This window comes from Mycobacterium sp. PO1 (genome assembly GCF_017312405.1).
Taxonomy (GTDB): Bacteria; Actinomycetota; Actinomycetes; order Mycobacteriales; family Mycobacteriaceae; genus Mycobacterium.
The window spans coordinates 1-22,310 of sequence record NZ_BLTG01000038.1 but is presented as its reverse complement, the minus strand read 5'-3'; the positions used below and the strand labels follow the sequence as shown (position 1 = coordinate 22,310).

At 69.1% G+C, this 22,310-nt stretch carries 21 protein-coding genes and 1 pseudogene; 8 read left to right on the top strand and 14 right to left on the bottom strand.

What is annotated here, in order from left to right; genetic code table 11:
* Window positions 1-180: pseudogene (locus J3476_RS27965) on the bottom strand (NUDIX hydrolase); the annotation flags it as partial.
* A gap of 85 nt (window positions 181-265) precedes the next feature.
* Here J3476_RS27965 and J3476_RS14745 point away from each other — a divergent pair.
* Together J3476_RS14745 and J3476_RS14740 are read left to right on the top strand one after the other, a co-directional pair.
* A complete protein-coding gene (locus tag J3476_RS14745; RefSeq protein ID WP_207067183.1) occupies window positions 266-1,738 on the top strand; it encodes a CCA tRNA nucleotidyltransferase in 1,473 nt (490 codons plus the stop codon).
* 6 nt (window positions 1,739-1,744) lie between these two features.
* On the top strand, window positions 1,745-2,215 hold the full coding sequence (locus J3476_RS14740) for a pullulanase (protein WP_207067182.1): 471 nt from the start codon (window positions 1,745-1,747) through the stop codon (window positions 2,213-2,215).
* A gap of 185 nt (window positions 2,216-2,400) precedes the next feature.
* Here the strand turns inward: J3476_RS14740 and J3476_RS14735 are convergent, their stop codons facing one another.
* The gene (locus J3476_RS14735) at window positions 2,401-3,186 is read right to left on the bottom strand and encodes a TIGR03084 family metal-binding protein (RefSeq protein WP_207067181.1); all 786 of its coding nucleotides are present in this window, start codon (window positions 3,184-3,186) and stop codon (window positions 2,401-2,403) included.
* Window positions 3,187-3,196: 10 nt separating this feature from the next.
* A complete protein-coding gene (locus J3476_RS14730; protein WP_207067180.1) occupies window positions 3,197-4,480 on the bottom strand; it encodes an MFS transporter in 1,284 nt (427 codons plus the stop codon).
* A 161-nt stretch (window positions 4,481-4,641) separates the two neighbouring features.
* Here J3476_RS14730 and J3476_RS14725 point away from each other — a divergent pair, with 161 nt between their 5' ends.
* Window positions 4,642-5,247, top strand: coding sequence for a YqgE/AlgH family protein (locus tag J3476_RS14725; RefSeq protein WP_152519405.1), 606 nt, complete (start codon window positions 4,642-4,644; stop codon window positions 5,245-5,247).
* Here J3476_RS14725 and J3476_RS14720 read toward each other — a convergent pair.
* Both J3476_RS14720 and J3476_RS14715 read right to left on the bottom strand, forming a co-directional pair.
* The gene (locus J3476_RS14720; RefSeq protein ID WP_207067179.1) at window positions 5,244-5,630 is read right to left on the bottom strand and encodes a hypothetical protein; all 387 of its coding nucleotides are present in this window, start codon (window positions 5,628-5,630) and stop codon (window positions 5,244-5,246) included. The genes J3476_RS14725 and J3476_RS14720 overlap by 4 nt on opposite strands.
* 69 nt (window positions 5,631-5,699) lie before the next feature.
* Window positions 5,700-6,665 (bottom strand): LpqN/LpqT family lipoprotein, encoded by a 966-nt coding sequence (locus tag J3476_RS14715; protein WP_207067178.1) that lies wholly within the window; start codon window positions 6,663-6,665, stop codon window positions 5,700-5,702.
* A gap of 207 nt (window positions 6,666-6,872) precedes the next feature.
* On the opposite strand from J3476_RS14715, the gene leuS reads away from it, so the two are divergent.
* A complete protein-coding gene (leuS, locus tag J3476_RS14710; RefSeq protein WP_207067177.1) occupies window positions 6,873-9,749 on the top strand; it encodes a leucine--tRNA ligase in 2,877 nt (958 codons plus the stop codon).
* A gap of 51 nt (window positions 9,750-9,800) precedes the next feature.
* On the opposite strand, the gene J3476_RS14705 is transcribed toward leuS, so the two are convergent.
* Window positions 9,801-10,466, bottom strand: coding sequence for an SDR family oxidoreductase (locus tag J3476_RS14705; RefSeq protein ID WP_286183075.1), 666 nt, complete (start codon window positions 10,464-10,466; stop codon window positions 9,801-9,803).
* A 55-nt stretch (window positions 10,467-10,521) separates the two neighbouring features.
* On the opposite strand from J3476_RS14705, the gene J3476_RS14700 reads away from it, so the two are divergent.
* Window positions 10,522-11,862 carry an amylo-alpha-1,6-glucosidase gene (locus J3476_RS14700; protein ID WP_207067176.1) on the top strand — a complete coding sequence of 447 codons (1,341 nt, stop codon included), beginning with the start codon at window positions 10,522-10,524 and terminating at the stop codon, window positions 11,860-11,862.
* Window positions 11,863-11,884: 22 nt separating this feature from the next.
* Here J3476_RS14700 and J3476_RS14695 read toward each other — a convergent pair whose 3' ends face one another.
* The 5 genes from J3476_RS14695 to J3476_RS14675 all read right to left on the bottom strand — a co-directional run bounded on the left by J3476_RS14695 (window position 11,885) and on the right by J3476_RS14675 (window position 17,383).
* Window positions 11,885-12,325 (bottom strand): MarR family winged helix-turn-helix transcriptional regulator, encoded by a 441-nt coding sequence (locus J3476_RS14695; protein WP_207067175.1) that lies wholly within the window; start codon window positions 12,323-12,325, stop codon window positions 11,885-11,887.
* Window positions 12,326-12,482: 157 nt separating this feature from the next.
* Complete coding sequence (locus tag J3476_RS14690) at window positions 12,483-13,166, bottom strand: GntR family transcriptional regulator (RefSeq protein WP_207067174.1); 684 nt, start codon at window positions 13,164-13,166, stop codon at window positions 12,483-12,485.
* A 67-nt stretch (window positions 13,167-13,233) separates the two neighbouring features.
* Complete coding sequence (locus J3476_RS14685) at window positions 13,234-14,028, bottom strand: LLM class F420-dependent oxidoreductase (RefSeq protein WP_207067173.1); 795 nt, start codon at window positions 14,026-14,028, stop codon at window positions 13,234-13,236.
* Between the two features lie 244 nt (window positions 14,029-14,272).
* Window positions 14,273-16,357, bottom strand: coding sequence for a PhoX family phosphatase (locus tag J3476_RS14680; protein ID WP_207067172.1), 2,085 nt, complete (start codon window positions 16,355-16,357; stop codon window positions 14,273-14,275).
* A 129-nt stretch (window positions 16,358-16,486) separates the two neighbouring features.
* On the bottom strand, window positions 16,487-17,383 hold the full coding sequence (locus J3476_RS14675) for an alpha/beta fold hydrolase (protein WP_207067171.1): 897 nt from the start codon (window positions 17,381-17,383) through the stop codon (window positions 16,487-16,489).
* 30 nt (window positions 17,384-17,413) lie between these two features.
* Here J3476_RS14675 and J3476_RS14670 point away from each other — a divergent pair, with 30 nt between their 5' ends.
* On the top strand, window positions 17,414-18,649 hold the full coding sequence (locus J3476_RS14670; RefSeq protein ID WP_207067170.1) for an enhanced intracellular survival protein Eis: 1,236 nt from the start codon (window positions 17,414-17,416) through the stop codon (window positions 18,647-18,649).
* Window positions 18,650-18,746: 97 nt separating this feature from the next.
* Here the strand turns inward: J3476_RS14670 and J3476_RS14665 are convergent, their stop codons facing one another.
* From J3476_RS14665 to J3476_RS14655, 3 genes are all read right to left on the bottom strand, one after another.
* Window positions 18,747-19,838, bottom strand: a complete 1,092-nt coding sequence (locus J3476_RS14665; RefSeq protein WP_207067169.1) for an inositol-3-phosphate synthase — start codon at window positions 19,836-19,838, stop codon at window positions 18,747-18,749.
* Between the two features lie 88 nt (window positions 19,839-19,926).
* On the bottom strand, window positions 19,927-20,472 hold the full coding sequence (locus J3476_RS14660) for a PadR family transcriptional regulator (RefSeq protein WP_207067168.1): 546 nt from the start codon (window positions 20,470-20,472) through the stop codon (window positions 19,927-19,929).
* A 125-nt stretch (window positions 20,473-20,597) separates the two neighbouring features.
* Window positions 20,598-21,464, bottom strand: coding sequence for a DUF1707 domain-containing protein (locus J3476_RS14655; protein ID WP_207067167.1), 867 nt, complete (start codon window positions 21,462-21,464; stop codon window positions 20,598-20,600).
* Between the two features lie 123 nt (window positions 21,465-21,587).
* Between J3476_RS14655 and J3476_RS14650 the strand changes: the two genes are divergently transcribed.
* Both J3476_RS14650 and J3476_RS14645 read left to right on the top strand, forming a co-directional pair.
* A complete protein-coding gene (locus J3476_RS14650) occupies window positions 21,588-22,013 on the top strand; it encodes a DUF5318 domain-containing protein (RefSeq protein ID WP_173012147.1) in 426 nt (141 codons plus the stop codon).
* A gap of 58 nt (window positions 22,014-22,071) precedes the next feature.
* The coding region (locus J3476_RS14645; protein WP_207067166.1) for a hypothetical protein at window positions 22,072-22,310 on the top strand (239 nt) is incomplete at its 3' end.

Sequence of the window (22,310 nt, the reverse complement as noted above, 5' to 3'; positions counted from 1 at the left end):
TTTCTGGGCTTTGGGGGAGGGGGTGGCGTTCTGGCCGGAAGCGTTGGGCGCGTTCTGCTTCCCGCCGGCGGTCCGGCCGTTGTCGGGCGCCTGGCTACCGGGTTCGGGCGGACCTGCCGCGCGTCGGCCGCGGCGCCGACCTCGGCGCCGTCTGGGTTTGGGTTGCTCCCCGTCCGACACCCAAGCGATAGTAGCTGCCGTCAACGGTGCTTCCCGCCGCACTCGCCGGTCGGTGATACGGCTGTGACCAGTAGGCTCATCGGACGTGCCCGACCCCAGGCGAGAAAGCGCACCCGGCGAAACCGATGTCGAGCTGCTGGCTGCTGCCCAGGTTTCGCTGAATCGTCATGCCGAGGTGCTGCGCGGTCTCGGGCAGTTGTTCGCCGAGCACGGCCACGAGCTGTATCTGGTCGGCGGAAGTGTGCGCGACGCGTTGCTCGGCCGTCTGGGCGCCGACCTGGACTTCACCACCGACGCCCGGCCCGAGCAGATGCAGCGGTTCCTGCGCGGGTGGGGCGACGCGCTGTGGGACACCGGCATCGAGTTCGGCACCCTCGGCGTCGGCAAGGGCGCCGACCGGCTGGAGCTGACCACCTTCCGCGCCGACACGTATGACCAGGTGTCGCGCAATCCGGAGGTGCGTTTCGGCGACAACCTCGCCGACGATCTGGTGCGGCGCGACTTCACCGTCAACGCGATGGCGGTGCGGATCACCGCCGAGGGGCCGGGGGAGTTCCTCGACCCGCTGGGCGGGCTGACGACGCTGCGTGCAGGTGTGCTGGACACTCCGTCGGCGCCGGAGGTGTCCTTCGATGACGATCCGTTGCGCATGCTTCGGGCGGCGCGCTTCGTCTCGCAGCTCGGGTTCACGGTCGCGCCGCGGGTGCGTACGGCGCTGGAGCAGATGGCCCCGCAGCTGGGCCGGATCACCGCCGAACGCGTGGCCGCCGAACTGGACAAGATGTTGCTCGGCGCCGACCCGATCGCCGGGATCGATCTGATGGTCGAGACCGGGCTGGGGGAGGTGGTGCTGCCCGAGATCGGGGCGATGCGGATGGCGATCGACGAACACCACCAGCACAAGGACGTCTACCAGCATTCGCTGACGGTGCTGCGCCAGGCCATCGACCTGGAAGGTCCGGACGGCCCCGACCTGGTGCTGCGGTGGGCGGCGCTGCTGCACGACATCGGCAAGCCGGACACCCGCAGGCACGAGCCCGACGGCGGGGTCAGCTTCCACCACCACGAGGTGGTCGGCGCCAAGATGACCCGCAAGCGGATGCGGGCGCTGAAGTACTCCAAGCAGATGGTCGACGACGTCTCTCAGCTGGTGTATCTGCATCTGCGGTTCCACGGCTACGGGGACGGGCGGTGGACCGACTCGGCGGTGCGCCGCTATGTCACCGACGCCGGCCCGCTGCTGGGCCGGCTGCACAAGCTGGTGCGTGCGGACTGCACCACCCGCAACAAGCGTCGGGCGGCGCGACTGCAGGCCAACTACGACGATCTGGAGCGCCGGATCGAGGAGCTGGCCGCCAAGGAGGACCTGGCCCGGGTGCGCCCGGACCTCGATGGCAACGAGATCATGGCGATCCTCGGTATCCCGGCCGGTCCGCAGGTGGGAAAGGCGTGGACGTACCTCAAGGAGCTGCGGCTGGACCGCGGCCCACTCGAGCGTGACGAGGCGATCGCCGAGTTGCTGACGTGGTGGAACCAGCAGGGCGGCTCCGGCGTCTGACCGGGTGTGGACTACTGCCTGGGTGAGCCGGACGGTTCGGCGACGATGTGGACGGTCGACGGCGGGCCGGAGGTCGGTGGGATCGACGTCGACCGCGACGGGCTGCTCGACGACATGCTGCTGGACACCGATGGTGACGGGTTGGCCGACGAGGCGCTGCTCGACGTCGACGACGACGGTGTGGCCGAGCTGTCGGTCACCGACGACGGGACCGGCACCTGGGCGCTGGGTGCCGACCGGGCCGGGGGATTGCGGTGGTTCGGTCTGGACGGGCTGGAACGTCTCGGCACCGATGTCGCCGATCTGGACGGTGACGGGGCGGCCGAGCGGTTGGCCGATGCCGACGGTGACGGACTGGCGGATCGGGCGTTCGGTGCGGGGTCGGCGTGGGTGGACACCGACGGTGACGGCCGCTGGGATCTGCGTCTGGGGGACACCGACGGCGACGGCCGCGCCGATACGGTCGGGTCTCCCTAGGGGTTGATTTCCCGGGCGGGGCCCAGGGACGTTGAGACCGGGCCGTGCGGGGCCCAGGGACGTTGAGACTGCATCCACGGCGGGGTCCACTCGCACTTTCCCGCACGGTGTGCAGTCTCAACGCTGCTTGGCTGCGTCCCGCTCCCGGGGTCCGGGGCTGCTGGTCGGCGCCGCCGGCCGGCGCGTCAGCCGCGACCGGCGCCGGGTGGTCCGGCGAACGCCTGCGCGATTCCCAGCCACCGTTCGGCGTCGGGGCCCTCGGCCCTCACGTCGAGGTCGGCGCGGGGACGGCGCTGGGTCACCAGCATGCAGAAGTGCTCGGCCGACCCGGTGACGCGCTGTTCGGCGTCCTCGGGACCCCAGGACCACACGTCGTCCGGGGCGCCGACCGGGGCGGTCAGTTTCACGTGGAACGGTGCCGGCGGCGGGGTGAGCCCGTGCACGGCGAACGCGAAGTCGCGTGTCCGCACGCCGATGTGGGCGATCGAGCGCAGGCGCGCGGTCGGCGCCCGGGTCACGCCGAGCGCGTCGGCGACGTCGAGGCCGTGCGCCCAGGTCTCCATCAGCCGCGCCGTCGCCATCGATGCGGCGCTCATCGGTGGGCCGAACCACGGCAGCTTGCGGCCCTCGGCCACGGTCAGCAGCGCGTCGTGCAAAGCCGTGCGCGTCGCGCGCCAGTCCGCGAGCAACTCACCGGGTGGTGTGGCCGCCAGCTCCTCGGCGGCCACGTCGACGAAGCCGGACGGATCCTCGGCCGCGGCACCCAGGACCGCGGTGAACCCGGGTTCGTCCTCGACGGCGATGAGCGCGACCCGGTCGGTCCACAGCAGGTGGGCGATCTGGTGGGCGATCGTCCAGCCGGCAGCCGGGGTGGCGGTGGTCCACCGCTGCGCGGGCAGGTCGGCGACGAGCTCGTCGAGGGCGTCGCTCTCGGCGCGTAGATCGTCGACGATCGGGGCTGCTCCGGCCATGCCGGTCACCTTAACCGCGTGGGGTGGCGCGGCGGCCGACGGTGGCGTGTGCCGCCAGGCCGGCGAGATAGATGCCGGAGCCCGCCAGAGCGATGGCCGGGGCGTGACCGTCGGCCGGGACGACCGCGGCGGCGGCCGCGATGGCGGCGATGAACGCGATCCAGAACAACGCGTCCTGCACGGTGAAGACATGGCCGCGCAGCGCGTCCTCGACGTCGACTTGCATCGCGGTGTCGGCGCACAGCTTGACCACCTGCCCCGCAGCGCCGAGCAGGAAGCCGCACACCACCATCACCGGCAGTTGCAGCCCGACCCCGCACAGCTGCACCACCGCAGCGAACGCCAGCGCCGCGTTCGGTGTCGTGTACCGGCCCCACCGCTGCACCGCGGCGGGCGTGATCGCCGTGGCGAGAAACGAGCCGGTGCCGGCGGCGGCGACGAACAGCGCCGTGGTGCCCAGGCCGGCGACCGAGGCCGCCTCGACATGCCGCACCAGCACCAGCACCAGCAGCGTGTTCAGGCCGAAGACCATGCGATGCGCGGCCAGGCCCGACAGGGTCGCGGCCACGGTGGGCACCGCGACCACGGTGCGTGCCCCGTGCACCCATCCGGTGGCCACCGCGTAGGCCACCGAACCGTGCACCGCGCGGGCACTCGCGTCGGGCCCGAGCATGCCTGCGGGGAACCGGACGGACAGCCACAGCGCGATCGCCACCGGTGCCGACACCAGGAAGATGACCGCGGCCCCGCCGGTGTCGTCGGCGCCGAACAGGTAGCGCGGCACCAGCATGAAGAACGCCCCGAAGAACGCCGCCGCGGCTCCGGTGGCCACAGACACCGCGTTCATCGCGACCACCTGCTCGCGCGGCACCAGGTGCGGCAGCGTCGCCGAGATTCCCGACGACACGAAGCGGGTGAACCCGTTGACGATCAACGCGCCCAACAGGATTGGTAGATCGCCGACTCCGGCGCTGAGCAGCGCGGCCACGCAGAGGATCAGGGCCAGCCGCCCGGTGTTGGCCCCGATGAGCACCAACCGGCGGTCCCAGCGGTCCAACAGGGCGCCGGCGAACGGCCCGAGCAGCGAGTAGGGCAGGAACAGCACCGCAAAGGCACCGGCGATGGCCCAGGGCGCGGCCTCGCGTTCCGGGTTGAACAGGATGGCGCCGGCCAGCCCCGCGTTGAACAGGCCGTCACCGAACTGGCTGACCGCCCGCAGTTCCAGCAGGCGCCGGAATTCGGGCAGCGCGCGTACCGAACGCCACACGTGGGCCAGCGCGCGGAGGTTGGGCACGGGTTTCACATCCTGTTGACGGTGGTGGAACGTCGGGGGTCCGGCGACGCGTCACACGAGCGTTGACGGGCGGATGTCCGCGACCGCATCCACACTACAAATATGGTGTCGTCCGGCGCTTGCGCGCCACCATCGGCCCCCGGTGATGACATGATGGGCGGATGGGTCAGCCAGAGGATCCGGAGGATTTCGTCGCCCCCGCGGCGCACCGCGTGCGTGCTGGCACCCTGCTGTTGGCTAACACCGATCTGCTGGAGCCGACGTTCCGCCGCAGCGTGATCTACGTCGTCGAACACAACGACGGCGGCACGCTCGGGGTGGTGCTCAACCGGCCCAGCGAGACCGCGGTCTACAACGTGTTGCCGCAATGGGCGCAGCTGGCGACCAAACCGAAGACGATGTTCATCGGCGGCCCGGTCAAACGGGACGCCGCGCTGTGCCTGGCCACGCTGCGCGTCGGAGTGGACCACAGTGCGGTGGCCGGGCTGCGCCACATACAGGGGCGCATGGTCATGGTGGATCTCGATGCCGATCCGGCCACGATCGCCCCGATGGTCGAGGGGGTGCGGATCTTCGCCGGATACTCGGGCTGGACGATCGGGCAGCTCGAGGGTGAGATCGAGCGCGACGACTGGATCGTGCTCTCGGCGCTGCCGTCGGACGTCCTGGTCGAGCCGCAGGTCGATCTGTGGGCCCGGGTGCTGCGGCGTCAGCCGATGCCGCTGGCCATGCTGGCCACCCACCCCATCGATCTGAGCCGCAACTAACCCTTCTGGTCCGAGCAGGACAGCGTGCAGGTGGCACACCCACCACCGCTCTCGCCGGCACATCCGCCGCCGGACTGCCGGTCGGCCTCCGCGCGGGCCTGCGTCAGCGCCACCGCCTTCGCGGCCTGCCAGCACCCGGCGGCGACGGTTCCGACTGCCCCGAGGACGCACAGGATCAGCAGCAGCGTCGACGTCGGAGCCGGTGCGACGAACCCGATGACCGCACCGGCGACCAGCATCGCGGCTGCCGCGAGTTGCGTCGGGGCGACCGCGCGCAGGACCCGCAGGACGTAGTCCGGCGATGGCGGCCGCGTCAGGAACCACGCGCCCAGCGCGCCGGTCACGGCGGCGGCGCACAGGCACACGACTGCGGCGACGAACATGACCAGAAGAATACGGCGTGTCAGGGTGCCGTCCCCCGGGCGCCAGGCTTCGCCCGGGGGACGACGGCTCTATCCCTGCAGCCCCAACATCTGCGGCGCGGTGACCGCTGCGGGGACGGCGGGAGCTGGAGGTGCCGCGGCGGGCGCGGCAGGCGCAGGCGGCGCGGCGGGTGCAGGCGGGGCGGCCGCCGGTGCCGGTGGGGTGGCTCCGGGGACGCTGACCTTGAAACCGTTGACGATCGCGTCGGTGGCGTCGGCGGCGGCGACGACCTGGTCGACGCTGGTGGTCACCGACAGCGACACGAGGTAGCGGTCCGCGCCGGAGGTGGCGATGACGTGGCGCCGCGACGTGTTCAGCGTCATCGCGTTCTCCCGGTAGGTCCCCTCGATCACCGACGACGGCATCCCGCCGAAGTCGGCCAGCGAGGCGTCGGTGGACCGCCAGGCCGGCAGCTGCTGACTGTCGACGAAGCCGTGGCTGATCGCCTCCTTGGGGTCGAACTCCCCGAGCAGCTTGTAGACCACGATCTGGGCGTTGGACGTGTAGAGGCCGTTGCCGCCCACCCGGTCGGCGATCACGGCGAACGCGTCGGGGACGTTCGGATCGGGCACGTGTTCCCAGCCGCGCGGCATGGGCAGCACGATGTTCAGCGCACGGAATCCGATGCTGGACTGCGGTTCGAGGGTGACGTTGTTGGCCGCGAAGAACTCCCGCAGCGTGCCCGAGGTCGCCGGAGCGATGGTCGACGGGGGCGGCGCGGGCAGGGCGGGGGAGCTGATGCCGGCCGGGACGGCGGCGGGACCCGCCGCAGCGGGCGCGGCGCCGGCCTGGGCCAGGGCCTGATCCCCGGCCTGCGGCGCCACGGTGACCGTCTGGGTGACGGTCGCGGGGGCTGGAGCGGGCAGCGGCGGCTGGGGGATCGCCGGCTGCGCCGACGCGGTCGTGCCCGCCAAACCGAGGACTCCGGCGACGCCTGCGGCGCACGCCCCGATTCCTCCTGCCATGACCCGCCACTGGCGGGTGATTTCGCTCATCGAGTGCAGCCCTCCCGTTCCTCTCCCGACGTGTGTTTCCGTGGTTCCGGGCAGCTCACCCGGTTCAGGCGACGAATGTATCCATGCGGTTCGCGCAGCCACCAGTGCTGGGATCGACCTGGAATCAACCCCTGACGCATCCGCAACGGAACCGAGATCAACCCGTGGCCCGGAAGATCGCGATCGGCGGGCTTATACCCTGGTGAGGTGACCGAAACGCCGACCGCGCCGCCTGCTGCCGACGCCGACACCCCCCGGTACCGCTACACCGCCGAGCTCGCCGGGGACATCGAGCGTGGCTGGCAGCAGGAGTGGCAGGCCCGCGGAACGTTCGACGTGGCCAACCCGGTCGGCTCGCTGGCCCCCGCCGACGGCGCGTCGCTGCCCATCGACAAGAGGGTGCCGACCGACAAGATGTTCGTCCAGGACATGTTCCCGTATCCGTCGGGTGAGGGTCTGCATGTCGGGCACCCGCTCGGCTACATCGCGACCGACGTCTACGCCCGCTACTTCCGGATGACCGGCCGTAACGTGTTGCACGCGTTGGGCTTCGACGCATTCGGGTTGCCCGCCGAGCAGTACGCCATCCAGACCGGGACCCATCCGCGCACCCGTACCGAGGCCAACATCGTCAACTTCCGGCGCCAGCTCGGACGACTCGGGCTGGGCCACGACTCGCGGCGTAGCTTCTCCACCACCGACGTCGACTACTACAAGTGGACGCAGTGGATCTTCCTGCAGATCTACAACGCCTGGTTCGATCCCGAGCTCGGCGGGGCCCGCCCGATCGCCGAACTGATCGCCGAGTTCGACGCGGGAACGCGCCCGCTCGCGGACGGCCGGGACTGGTCGGCGCTCAGCGCCGGGGAGCGCGCCGACGTCATCGACGGGCACCGCCTGGTCTACCTGTCCGACTCGGTGGTCAACTGGTGCCCCGGGTTGGGCACCGTGCTGGCCAACGAGGAGGTCACCGCCGACGGACGCAGCGAGCGGGGCAACTTCCCGGTATTCCGGAAGAGGTTGCGGCAGTGGATGATGCGGATCACCGCGTACTCCGACCGGCTGCTCGAGGATCTCGATGTGCTCGATTGGCCGGACAAGGTCAAGACCATGCAGCGCAACTGGATCGGGCGTTCCACCGGAGCGTCGGTGTTGTTCGGCACCGACGCCGGCGACATCGAGGTGTTCACCACCCGTCCGGACACGCTGTTCGGGGCCACCTACATGGTGCTGGCCCCCGAACACGAACTGGTGGACGCCCTGGTTGCGAAGACCTGGCCCGACGGTGTCGATGCGCGCTGGACGTACGGGGCGGCGACGCCGGCGGAGGCGGTCGCGGCCTACCGGGCGGCGATCGCGGCGAAGTCGGATCTGGAGCGTCAGGAGAACAAGACCAAGACGGGGGTGTTCCTGGGCACCTACGCGGTGAATCCTGCCAACGGGCAACAGGTCCCGGTGTTCATCGCCGACTACGTGCTGGCCGGCTACGGTACCGGCGCGATCATGGCGGTGCCCAGTGGGGACCAGCGCGACTGGGACTTCGCCACCGAGTTCGGTCTGCCGATCGTCGAAGTCGTCTCCGGCGGCGACGTCACCGAGGCGGCCTACACCGGTGACGGCGAGCTGGTGAACTCCGGCTTTCTGAACGGGATGACCGTCGGGCAGGCCAAGGCAGCCATCACCGAGAAGCTGACCGCCGACAGCCGCGGGTGGGCGCGCGTCGAATACAAGTTGCGCGACTGGCTTTTCGCGCGGCAGCGGTATTGGGGCGAACCCTTCCCGATCGTCTACGACGCCGACGGGCGGGCGCACCCGCTGCCGGAATCGCAGCTTCCGGTGGAACTTCCGGACGTGCCGGACTATTCGCCTGTGCTGTTCGATCCCGACGATGCCGGCAGCGAGCCGTCGCCCCCATTGGCGAAGGCCACCGACTGGGTCAACGTCGAGCTCGACCTCGGCGACGGGATCCAGAAGTACACCCGCGACACCAATGTGATGCCGCAGTGGGCCGGAAGCTCCTGGTACGAACTGCGATACACCGACCCCCACAACCAGGACCAGATGTGCGCCCCGGAGAACGAGGCGTACTGGATGGGCCCGCGGCCGGCCGAGCACGGCCCCGACGATCCGGGTGGTGTCGACCTGTACGTGGGAGGGGTCGAGCACGCGGTGCTGCACCTGCTGTATTCCAGGTTCTGGCACAAGGTGCTTCACGATCTGGGCCACGTCAGTTCCCGCGAGCCCTACCGGCGTCTGGTCAACCAGGGCTACATCCAGGCGTTCGCCTACACCGACCCGCGTGGCGCCTACGTGCCCGCGGCCGAGGTCGTCGAACGCGACGGCCGCTTCTTCTGGCCGGGCCCCGACGGTGAGATCGAGGTCAAGCAGGAGTTCGGCAAGATCGGCAAGAGCCTGAAGAACTCGGTGTCACCCGACGAGATCTGCGACAACTACGGCGCCGACACATTGCGCGTCTACGAGATGTCGATGGGTCCGCTCGAGGCATCGCGGCCGTGGGCAACCAAAGATGTTGTCGGAGCGCACCGTTTCCTTCAGCGGGTGTGGCGGCTGGTGGTCTCCGAGGACAGCGGCGCCACGGTGGCCACGGACGACGAGCTCGATGATGCCACGCTGCGGCTGCTGCACCGCACGATCGCCGGCGTGGCAGACGACTACGCCGCGCTGCGCAACAACACCGCGGCGGCCAAGCTGATCGAGTTCACCAACCACCTGACCAAGCAGTCGGTGACCAGCCGGGCCGCGCTCGAGCCGTTGGTGCTGATGCTCGCGCCGCTGGCGCCGCACCTGGCCGAGGAACTGTGGCGGCGTCTCGGCCACGACTCGTCGTTGGCGCACGGGCCCTTCCCGGTCGCCGACGAGGCCTACCTGGTCGAGGACAGCGTGGAGTACCCCGTTCAGGTCAACGGCAAGGTGCGGGGCCGGGTAACGGTGGCCGCCGACGCCGACAACGACGCGGTGCAGGCCGCGGCGCTGGCCGAGGAGAAGGTCGTGGCGTTCCTCGACGGCCGGACCCCGAAGAAGGTCATCGTGGTCCCCGGCCGACTGGTCAACGTGGTCCTGTAGCCGGCGGCTCGGCGTGGTTCCGGTCGTGGGCCGACGACGAGTGGGCCGGGGTCACCGCGGGCGGACGATCACCTCGTGGATGTGGGCGTCGCGGGGAGCGTTGATGGCGTCCGCGGTGACCCGGGCGACGGTCTGCGGGCTCAGGAACTGGTCGGGGTCGTAGTCGCGGCCCTCGTAGGCAACCAGATCCTCCTGCATCGCGGTCGCGATGCGGCCCGGATGGATCGAGGTGACACGCAGGGACGGTTCATCGGTGCGCAGCGAACCGGCGAACCCGCGCAGCGCGAACTTGCTCGCCGAATACGACGCCAGCCCGGGGGACGGGTTGATACCCGACCCGGAGTTGATGAACACCACATGCCCCTGCGCCGCACGCAGCGCGGGCAGCAGCTCCAGGGTCAGCGCCACCGCGCCGATGACGTTGACGGCCATCGAGGAGCGCCACTCGTCCACCGAGGTCTCAGCGACCCGGCCCGGATAGGCCACCCCGGCGTTGTGGATGAGCACGTCGAGCTCGACGATCGGTTCCACGACCGCGGCCAGCGAGTCCGGGTCGGCGAGATCCATCGGCCAGGTGGTGGCGCCGAGGCGCTCGGCGACGGCATCGAGGCGGGGGGACGGGCGGCCGGCGAGCAGCAGCGTGTGGGTGGGGGCCAGCGCATCGGCCAGGGCGGAGCCCAGTCCGCCGGAGGCCCCGGTGATCATGGCGGTCGGCACGAATCGAACCTTACCGATCTGCGCGGCGGGCGAACTCGTCGCATGATGAAGGGCGATGCCCCACGATCCCAGCTTCACGCCCACGCAACTCGCGGCCCGCGCGGCCTATCTGTTGCGGGGCAATGACCTCGGTGTGATGACCACCGCGGCGCCGCTGCTGTATCCGCATATGTGGAGCTGGGACGCGGCGTTCGTGTCCATCGGACTGGCTCCGTTGTCGGTCGAGCGGGCGGTGGTGGAGCTCGACACGCTGCTGTCGGCGCAGTGGCGCAACGGCATGATCCCGCACATCGTGTTCGCCAACGGCGTCGACGGCTACTTCCCGGGCCCGGCCCGGTGGGCCTGCTCGGCGCTGGCGGCCAACGCCCCGGGGGCTCGGCACACGTCCGGGATCACCCAGCCGCCGGTGCATGCGATCGCCGTGCAACGCATCCTCGACCACGCGCGCACCCGCGGCCGGTCCACCCGCGCGGTCGCGGAGTCGTTCCTGGACCGCCGCTGGGCGGAGCTGGTGCGCTGGCACCGCTGGCTCGCCGAATGCCGCGACCTCAACGAACGGGGCCGGATCACGCTGTACCACGGCTGGGAGTCCGGGATGGACAACTCACCCCGGTGGGACGCCGCCTACGCGAACGTGGTGCCCGGCGATGTGCCGGAGTACCAACGCGAGGACAACAAGATCAACACCGACGCCACCCAGCGCCCCAGCGACCTCGAGTACGACCGGTACCTCTGGCTGGTCGAGGAGATGAAAGCGGCCCGCTACGACGACGAGCTGATGTCGAAGTCGGTGAGTTTCGCGGTCGAGGACGTCTTCGTCTCGGCGATTCTGTCGGTGGCCTGTCAGGTGCTCGCCGAGATCGGTGAGGACTACAAACGCCCCCACGCCGACGTGCGAGACCTGTACGCCTGGGCGGACCGGTTCCGGTCCGGGGTCATCGAGACCACCGACCAGAGAACCGGCGCGGCAAGGGATTACGACGTGCGAGCGGACAGGTGGATCGCCACCGAGACGGTCGCACAGTTCGCGCCGCTGCTCTGTGGAGGTCTGCCGCACGACCGGGAGAGGACCCTGCTGCGTCTGCTGGAGGGGCCGCGGTTCTGTGGTCACCCGGATCTGGCCTACGCGCTGATCCCGTCGACGTCACCGGTGTCGCGCGACTTCCGGCCGCGCGAATACTGGCGCGGTCCGGTGTGGCCGGTGATGACGTGGCTGTTCGCATGGTGCTTCGCCCGGCGGGGATGGGCCGAGCGGTCCTCGATCCTGCGCCGGGAGGGCCTGCGCCAAGCCAGCGACGGCACCTTCGCCGAGTACTACGAGCCGTTCACCGGTGAACCGCTGGGCAGCATGCAGCAGTCGTGGACCGCTGCCGCGGTACTGGACTGGCTGGGCTGAATTCCCGGCGAGCCGCGCGAGGTTATTCGGCGATCCGCTCGAGCGGTGCCAGCGCCTTGGCCAACGCCTCGAGCTCCTCGCCGCTGAGCTTGCTCAACAGCGAGGCCAGGTGGGCCTGCCTCGAGGCCAGCGCTTCTCGATGCTGCGCCAACCCCTCGGGAGTGATGTCGACGAGTACGGCACGCAGGTCGGAGGGGTCCCGGGAGCGTTTCACCAGGCCGAGCTTCTCGAGGCGGCGGATCGCCACGGTGGTCGTGGGGGTGCGGACCCGCTCGTGCGCGGCCAGTTCTGTCATGCGCATCGGGCCCTGGTCGAAAAGCGTGAGAAGGATGGACAGCTGCGCCAGGGTCAGATCCCCTGACGTCGAGGTTCGCCCGGTGTGCCGCAACACGGCCAGCACCTTGGACAGCACGCGCTGCAGCTCCCCAGCGAGCTCGCTGACCTGTGCATCTGCTTCGACCATAATTCAGTCAGTCTAACCGGTTCTGGCCGGTCGGAGACGATGTCGCTGGGTTTCGCAAGCGAATTTTACCCGGGCTTACCGCAGGTCAGCGATGATGTGGTCGCAGGTCAGCGAGGATGTGGTCGCAGTGCCGCGTTGATGTGGACGCAGGTCAGCATCAACGTGGGCCGTCCGGCTGCTCCGGCGCCGACGGCCGCAACACCCCGCGACGGACCAGTTCGGCGACCAGGATGCGCGCCATGACCGCCGCACGCTGCGCACACGCACCCTTCGCCGCGTCCGGGTCGCCGTCGCGGATCGCCGCGAGCTCCGCCTCGTAGCAGGGCAGCAGCTCGTCGCGATGCCCCAGATAGGTCTCCCAGAAGGCCTGCGGAATCATCGTCTGCGACGAGTCGATGATCGCCTGCAGCCGCGGCCCGGCGTATTCACCGTTGACGATGTTGCGGAACATCCTGGCGTGGGTGTCGAACGTGCGTGAGTCTCTGCCGCCGCGCATCGCCGACATCTGCTCGCCGAGGGCGGCGACGATCTCCGGGTCGCAGGCTTGAGCGGCGCGCGACGAAGCCAGGCCGCTGAGCACGCCGTACAACTCGTGGTGTTCGCGGACCGTGGACTCGTCGAAACGCTCGACGTAGGCGCCGCGGTGGTAGCGGGTCGACAGGATGCCGTCGTGTTCGAGCTGCACCACCGCTTCTTGGACCGGAACCCGGCTCAGGCCGAGCTCCTGGGCGATCTCGTTGCGGTCCAGGCGATCTCCCGACCGGAGCTTGCCGGTCAGGACCAAATTGACCACGTGTGCGACCACGAGGTCCTTCTCTTTGACCCCATACTTCTTCGGCATGGCCGCGCCAGTCTCTCACGCCGCGACGACCCACCGTCGACGTTCGGCGGCTTCAGCTGACGCCGGACTATCGCGAGTCACGCCATCGGCACAGCGCCTCGGCCACGGTCAAGTCGTAGTCGGGTCCGTTGACGCCGATCGTCAGCAATGTGACGCCCAAGGCGACCAGCGATTCGGCACCCTCGATCGCGGCCTCGGCGCTACGCTCGGGCACGCCCGAAGACCGTTCGATCGCACCGGGATCGCGACCGACGTCGGCGCAATGCCGGTCGAGCACCTCGGCCTTGCCCGGATAGGTGGACGCATCGGTGAAGCCGTGCCAGATGTGGGCGTGTTCGGCGACCATGCGCAACGTCTTCTTCTCGCCCTGTCCGCCGATCAGGATCGGGATGTCCCGCACCGGCTGCGGGTTGAGCTTGCCGAGCCGAGACTCGATCCGCGGCAGCGCCGCGGCCAGCTCGTCGAGTCGGCCGCCCGCAGTGCCGAACTCGTAGCCGTACTCGTCGTAGTCCTTCTGCTTCCAGCCCGAACCGATGCCCAGGATCAGCCGGCCGTCGGAGATGTTGTCCACCGTGCGGGCCATGTCGGCCAGCAGTTCGGGATTGCGGTAGGAGTTGCAGGACACCAACGCGCCGATCTCGATGCGCGAGGTCTGCTCCGCCCACGCGCCGAGCATCGTCCAGCACTCGTAGTGGGCGCCCTCCGGGTCGCCGTACAGCGGGAAGAAGTGGTCCCAGTTGAAGGCGACGTCGACGCCGAGATCTTCGCAGCGACGTACCGCGTCGCGGATGTGGCTGTAGCGGGGCGCGTGCTGCGGCTGCAGCTGTACGCCGATACGGATGGGGCGAGTGGAGGAGGTCATGCCTCCAACCTAGGCGCGAAACTGGGCGCGAAACTGCGGTGAGATCGTGAATTCTTGCGAATGGGCGATCTCGCCGCGGTTTCGGTACATGCGGAGCCCGGCAAGCGCTCAGACTTCTGCCGTTTCGTCTTCACGCAAGCGCTCAGACTTCTGCTGTCTCGTCTTCGCGCAAGCGCTCAGACTTCTGCTGTCTCGTCTTCGCGCAAGCGCTCAGACTTCTGCTGTCTCGTCTTCGCGCAAGCGCTCAGACGCCGATCTGGCCGTTGTTCTTCCACACCGCCACCACCGACGGGCGCGCCGTGCCGTTGCCGCCCTCGGGCCAGCGGGACTGCGGGTCGTCGATGCTGTTCTCGTCGTTCTCGCCGGGGTGCTGCACGCAGACGGTGACGAGATCGTCGGTGACGACCGGCCCGCACGTCTCGGCACCGAGCGGCACAGTGAGGAACTGCTTGACCTCGCCGCGGTTCGGGCCGTCGAGCGCGACGGCGAACAGACCGTCGTTGGAGTCCAGGGCGTTGCCGTCGGTCGAGATCCACAGGTTGCCGTGGGAGTCGAAGGCGAGGTTGTCAGGGCAGGAGATCGGGCTGACCTTCGACTTGTCGAAGCCGCCGTAGTAGGTGTCGGCGGCTTCGGGATCCCCGCACACCAGCAGCAGATCCCAGGTGAAGTCGGTGCCCGCGTGGTTGTCGGTGATCTCGAGGACCTGACCGCTCTTGTTGTCGTTGCGCGGGTTGGCCGCGTCGGGGCCCGCCTCACCGGGCGCGCCCCGCTTGCTGTTGTTGGTCAGCGCGACATACACCTTGCCGGTCTTCGGGTTGGCCTCGAAGTCCTCGGGGCGGTCCATCTTCGTCGCCCCTGCCTTGTCGGCCGCCATTCGGGTGAACACCGCCACCTCCTGGGCGGTGATGCCGTCCACCAGCGACTCGGCCTGCCCGTCGGCGCCGCTGCGCAACAACGGAAGCCACGTCCCGGTGCCGGAGAAGGACCCGCTCGGCGGCAGTTCACCGGAGCCGTCGATGTCGCTGGGCGGGATGTCGCTGGACAGCCTGGCCACATACAGCGTGCCCTCGTCCAGGATCGTCATGTTGTGCGCCATCGCCGCGGTGTTGCTCTTGTCAGGTCCTGGATCCCGCATCTTCTTCGACGACACGAACTTGTACATGTAATCGAAGCGCTCGTCGTCGCCGGTGTAGGCGACCACGGTGCCGTCGTCGGTGACGTAGATGTTGGCGCCCTCGTGCTTGAGGCGGCCCATCGCGGAGTGCTTGACCGGCGTGGAGTTCGGGTCCCAGGGGTTGAGCTCGACGACGTAGCCGAACCGGTTGGGCTCGTTCGGTGTTGCGACGAGGTCGAAGCGCGGGTCGAAGGTCTCCCACTTCAGCTCGGTGGGTTCCAGTGACACTCCGTAGCGGTCCAGGCGGTCGGCCTGCACCGGGGCCGGGGTCGGTGAGCCCTCGGCGGCACCGAAGTAGTCCTGGAAATTCTCCTCCCCGGACAGCACCGTCCCCCACGGGGTCACACCGCCGGCGCAGTTGGCGAATGTGCCTGCAACGGTGCGGCCCTCGGGATCGGCAACGGTCTTGACGAACTCGCTGCCGGCGGCGGGCCCGGTCAGTGTCATCGGCGAGTCGGCGGTGATGCGGCGGTTGTAGCGGCCCATCACCGGTTTGAGACCCTCCGGGGTGCGCTCGACCTCGACGACACCCATGCCGACCGCGGCGATCTCGACATCGAACTGGTCGCGCGTGGGCGCGTCAGGGTTGTAGCCGGAGAACATGAACTGCGGTGTCACGTACTCGAAGTTGGTGACCAGCAGGAAGCGGTTGCGGCTGCCGGGAACGGGCAGCAGACCGGCGAAATCGTTGTTGAACCCGAACTGGCCGCGCTGGGCGTCGCCGGTCTGATTGGTCACGTCGAAGGCCGGCGCGCCGGGCAGCACCGGATCGCCCCAGCTGATCACGACGGCCTGCTGGTAACCATCGGCGACGACGACGGCGTCCTCACTGTTGGGGGCGACCGAGGCGAAGTTCATGCCGGGAGGCGGCCCGGCGGGGGCCGCCGACGACGAGGTCGGCGACGCTGCGGGCTGAGAATCGCTCGAGCACGCGGCCAGGACGGAACCGGCGCCGACGGCGAGCACCGCGACGCCGCCGGCCTGCAACATGGACCGCCGCGACAGGGTCTTGACGATGTCGCCGAAGTACTCGTTGTCGCTGCGGTTGGGAACCGGCTTGGAGCAGGCGTCACCGCACTTGTAGACGCACGTGATGTGCTGTCGCTTGGACTTTCCGTCATGCGTGACAAACAGATTGAGCGGCACAAGCGCCATGGCGGTGCTGTTCCTTCCACGGTCGACTACCGGCCGGGCTGAGGCCGGGACTCGCGGAAAATTACGGCAGCCGGGCTAGCAGCAGGCAATCAGAAGGTGAACAGCCGGGGGTTACCTGGGCCGCACGCTTCAGCTTTCGAGAATTCCTCGCAGCAGTGTGGTCAGCACGCGGGGCTGATCGCTCTGCACCGAGTGGCCCGAGTCGGCGACGACGTGCACGCCCCGGAAACCGGGCGCGGTGCGGGCGAACGCGTCGGCGTCCTCGTCGTTGACGAAAAACGAGTTGGCTCCGCGGATCAGCGTCGTGGGGGTGTCGAGCCTGGGCACGTCGTCCCACAGTCCCTCGAAGCCCTCGGCTTTGGTGATGGTGTCGTACCGCCACGTCCAGGTGCCGTCCTCGAGACGCTTGGCGTTGTGGAAGACCCCGCGCCGCAACGACTCCCGGTCCCGGTGCGGCGCGGCGGCGACCGTCACCTCGAGCATCGCGTCGAACGAGGGAAAGGTGCGCTCACCCTGCACCAACGCGACGGTGCCCTTCTGCGCGTCCGTCATCTCGGTGTGCCGCTCGGGCGCCGAGGGAGTCACGTCGACGAGGACCAGTTCGCGCACCAGCTCCGGGGCGCTCACCGCCAGCCGCAGCGCGGTCAGACCCCCCAGCGACATGCCGACCACCAGTTCCGCGTCGGCGGCGTGTTCGCGGATCATCGGTTCGACGGCGGTGGCGTTCAGTTTGGGGCCGTAGTCACCGTCGTCGCGCCACGCCGACCGGCCGTGGCCTGGCAGGTCGACGGCCAGCGCCGGAACCCCCAGTCCGACGATGACGGTGTCCCAGGTGTGCGCGTTCTGTCCGCCCCCGTGCAGGAACACCACCCGGGGCGCGTCGTCGCCGAACTTCACGGCGCTGACGGGGCCGTGCTCGATGCGGGTGGCGGCGGGCAGGGGACCGGACACGCCCGCCTGGCGGGCGTTCTCCTGGAGGAAGATGAACTCGGACAGGCTGGCCAGCTCGTCGTCGGTGTCGTCCATGGGGAAACAGTACGCACCGGCGAAATTCAGATGCGGCCCACCTCCGCGGTGTGTCAACGTCGGGAGGTGACTGCATCGTCGGAGGTGATCGTCCGCGGCGCCGAGGACGGCGACTGGCCGGGAATGGCGCTGCTCGCCGCCACCTGTTTCGGGCTGTGGCATCCACCGGACGCGCGCCAGATGTGGCAGAGCCTGGTGGCGCCGGGGTGCGCGGTGGTGGCGTGCGACGGACCCGATGTCGTGGGCACCGCCGTGGCGCTGGACCTCGAGGTGACGGTGCCGGGCGGCGCGGTGCTGCCGATGGCGGGCATCTCATGGGTGGCGGTGTCGCCGACGCATCGCCGCCGCGGTGTGCTGCGGGCCATGTTCGCTGAACTGCACACCAGGATGGACCGCTACTCGATCGCGGGTCTGGAGGCCAGCGAGGCCGGCATCTACGGCCGCTTCGGCTACGGGCGCGCAACGGAGGCGCTTCGACTGACCGTCGATCGGGGATCGGCGCGCTTCCACGACACCGTCGCCGACCCCGGTGGGGTGCGCCTCGCCCACGCCGCCGAGCACCGCGAGCAACTCGAGGACATCTTCGAGCGGTGGCGGCGGCAGACGCCGGGCGGTCTGCACAGTCCCCGCCAGTTGTGGGATGACGTGCTCACCGACCGCCCCGATGCCCGCGACGGCGGAAGCGCCCTGTTCTGCCTGCTGCACCCCGATGGTTTCGCGTTGTACCGGGTACATGGCGGTGAACGTAAAGACCGAATCGAGATCACCAAGTTCGCCGCGGTGACCGCGGACGCGCACGTGGCGTTGTGGCGCACGCTGCTGGGCATGGACTTGATGGATTCGGTGTCGGTGCACACCCACCCTGGGGAGCCGCTGCCGTATCTGCTGACCGATCCGCGGCTGGTCCGCACCACCGGCGTCGACGACGGGTTGTGGTTGAGGTTGCTCGATGTCCCCGCCGCGTTGCGGGCGCGCACGTACTCAGCCGATGTGTCGGTGGTGCTGGACATTTCGGACCCGGTGTTGGGTGGGGGCGGCCGGTTTTCGCTGGACGTGCATGACGGCCGGGCCCGGTGCGTCCCGACGACGGCGGACGCCGACGTGCACACCGACCTGTCGGTGCTGGGGTCGCTGTATTTCGGGGCGCACCCCGCGTCGGCGTTCGCGACGGCGGGCCGGTTGCGCTGCGCCGACCCCGGGCTGGTGGCGGCGTTGGACGCCGCGTTCGCCTCCGGCGTCCCCGCCCAACTCGGCTTCGGCTTCTAGGCTGGCTTCTAGCCCCAAATGCGTTGAGGCTGCGCCCACGGCGGGGAAGTGCGAGTGACTTCCACCGTGAGCGCAGCCTCAACGAGGGTTTGGCGGGTTACTTCCCGTCGATGAAGTTCTCCAGCTGCTCGCGCGCGACGTCGTCGGCGAGCTGCTTGGGCGGGCTCTTCATCAGGTAGGCCGAGGCCGCCTCGACGGGGCCACCGACACCGCGGTCCTTGGCGATCTTCGCGGCGCGCACCGCGTCGATGATCACGCCGGCCGAGTTGGGGGAGTCCCACACCTCGAGCTTGTACTCCAGGTTCAGCGGCACGTCACCGAAGGCGCGGCCTTCCAGGCGCACATAGGCCCACTTGCGGTCGTCGAGCCACGCCACGTGGTCGGACGGGCCGATGTGGACGTTCTTGTCCTCGACCTTGCCGGCCAGCGATCCGGACAGGTTGGACGTGACGGCCTGGGTCTTGGACACCTTCTTCGACTCGAGCCGGGTGCGCTCGAGCATGTTCAGGAAGTCCATGTTGCCGCCGACGTTGAGCTGGTAGGTGCGGTCGAGCGCGACGCCGCGGTCCTCGAACAGCTTGGCCATCACGCGGTGGGTGATGGTGGCGCCGACCTGGCTCTTGATGTCGTCACCGACGATCGGGACACCGGCGTCGGCGAACTTCTTGGCCCACACCGGATCCGACGCGATGAACACCGGCAGCGCATTGACGAACGCCACACCGGCGTCGATGGCGCACTGGGCGTAGAACTTGTCGGCTTCCTCGGACCCGACGGGCAGGTAGGACACCAGCACGTCGACCTCGGCGTCCTTGAGCGCCTGGACCACGTCGACGGCGTCGGCATCGGAGATCTCGATGGTGTCGGCGTAGTACTTGCCGATGCCGTCGAGGGTCGGTCCGCGCTGCACGACGACGTCGGTAGGCGGCACGTCGGCGATCTTGATGGTGTTGTTCTCGGAGGCGAAGATGGCCTCGGACAGGTCGAAGCCGACCTTCTTGGCGTCCACGTCGAATGCGGCGACGAACTTGACGTCGCGCACGTGGTACTGGCCGAGCTTGACGTGCATCAAGCCGGGAACGGTGGCGTTCTCGTCGGCATCCTTGTAGTACTGCACGCCCTGCACGAGCGATGACGCGCAGTTGCCCACGCCGACGATCGCGACCCGGACGTCATTGCTTGCGGTCATGACGGCTTCTCCTCTTGTCCAACTCGACCTGTATTTCGAGAACTACTGTCGGGATTACTCACTGCTTCGACTGGCGCCGGGACCTGGCTCAGGTCTGTCCGGCGTGTCCTTGTGCAGACTTCTCTGCGGCGATCAACTCGTTGAGCCACTTGACTTCTCGTTCGCTGGACTCCAGGCCCAGCTGATGCAGCTGCCGGGTGTAGCGATCGAACGAGCTGCTCGCCCGCGCAACGGCTTCACGCAGACCTTCGCGGCGTTCCTCCACCTGACGACGACGGCCTTCGAGGATGCGCATTCTGGCTTCCGCCGGTGTGCGGTTGAAGAACGCGAGGTGGACCCCGAAACCGTCGTCGGAAAAGTTCTGGGGACCGGTGTCGGCCACCAACTCGCTGAAACGTTGCTTTCCGGCGTCGGTGAGCTGATACACCCGGCGGGCGCGGCGCACCTTCAGGGAACCGTCACCGGAGGCGTCCTCGACGATCAGGCCGTCGGCCTGCATGCGGCGAAGCGCCGGGTAGAGCGAACCGTACGAGAAGGCCCGGAACGCACCCAGCAGACCGGTCAGCCGTTTACGCAGCTCATAGCCGTGCATCGGCGATTCCAGGAGTAGCCCCAGGACGGCGAGTTCGAGCATCGGGGGACACCTCCTCGAGAAACCTGTCCGTCGCTACGACGGCTCGACACGTCAGCCAACTGTATCGCGCCGATATATTAACCGCTACATCGGAGCGCGCAAATCTCGCGCAATCTTCGGACGGGTCAGCTACTGGGGTAGCTGATGTGCTTGACGGTGCCGTCGGCGTTGAGCTCGACGTAGCCGCTGCCGAACTCGCTGGACACGTAGATCGACAGGTCGATCGCCCCCGGGGGAGCGGTGATGTCGCTGCTCGGATCGATCGACAGATAGATGTTTTCGACGTCGGCGGCGTTGATGCCCAGCGTCTCGGGCGCCCCGCGAAGCAGACCCACCACCTCTTCGACGTCGAACGCAGCCAGGTCGACCAGCACATCGCGCTCGTCCTTGGCCGATGTCGACGGGTCGCCCCAGCCGCCGCGGTAGCTGTAGCGCAGCACGCGCCGCGCGTCGGCGGGGTCCGGGCGCTCCAGCGACGCGTAGTCCGGGTAGACGGTCAACGAGTATCCCGAGGTGTCCCCGAACTTCTGCCGCATCTGCTCCAGCAGGCCGTTCAACCCGCCCAGTGACTGCAGTTGCCGGGGCGGAGTGAGCACCTTGGCCGGGATACCGTCGGACTTCGCACCGGGGTCGGAGGTGAAGTTCAGCGGCGACGGGGTGTTGCCGTAGAGCCCCCAGCCGATGGCGATGCCCAACACGACCAGGACGCCGGCGATGGCCGCCTTGATGCCCCACCCGGGTGCGACGGGCAGGCGCCGCTTTTCCGGCGGCGACAGCGTGATCGGCGGGGCCGCGATCTGCAGGTCGGCGACCAGCGTCTGCAGTTCGCCGAGCGTGGCCGCGGTGGTGGCGGCCTTCACCCGTTCGCCGTGTTCGGTCATCGAGAGCTGACCTTCGGCCAGTGCGGTGTCCAGCGCCGCGCACGTGGAGTTGCGGTCGCTGTCCTTCGCCCGCGTGCCCGACGTCCGCCGTGCTGAGCTGCCCGAGGCCACGTCGATGATCGTAAGAGTTGGTGCGTCGATACCGCAGGCCAGATGGCCTCGAGATCGTCTCGATGCCGCCACGGCTCGCCCGCCACGCTTCTGTGCTCGGCGGGCCGACGTACTCTGGTCTGCGTGCGATTGCAGCGACAGGTGGTGGACTACGCCCTTCGGCGACGGTCCCTGCTGGCAGAGGTCTATTCGGGACGCACCGGCGTCTCGGAGGTCTGCGACGCCAATCCGTATCTGCTGCGCGCCGCCAAGTTCCACGGCAAGCCCAGTTCGGTGATGTGTCCGATCTGCCGCAAGGAGCCGTTGACGCTGGTGTCCTGGGTGTTCGGCGATCACCTGGGCGCCGTGTCGGGGTCTGCGCGCACCGCCGAAGAACTCGTCCTGCTGGCCACCCGGTACGACGAGTTCTCTGTCCACGTGGTGGAGGTATGCCGCACCTGCAGTTGGAATCACCTGGTCAAGTCGTATGTGCTCGGCGCGATCCCGCCACCCAAGGGATCACGCCGCACCCAGACCGCGCGCAGCCGTGCGCGCACGGCCAGTGAATAGCGACAGGCGCCACGACCGGTCAGGCCAGGATGCCCGCGCAGGGCACCAATCTGACGGCGTGAACGCGCGACCCCCGCAGCACCGGCCGGACGGGCCGAGGCACCGTTCGCCCGGCCCGGACATGCAGCGCCGTCCACCGGGTGCGCCCGACGACCGGCGCACCGCGATCCTGCCGCCCGTGCGCGACGATGTCCCTGCGCACCTGCGCGACCCGATCGACTCGGTCAAGCGTGCGCTCGACGGCGGCCCGCCCAAGCGGCCGCCGCCCCCACCCCTGTCTCCTATACCCATCTCCGA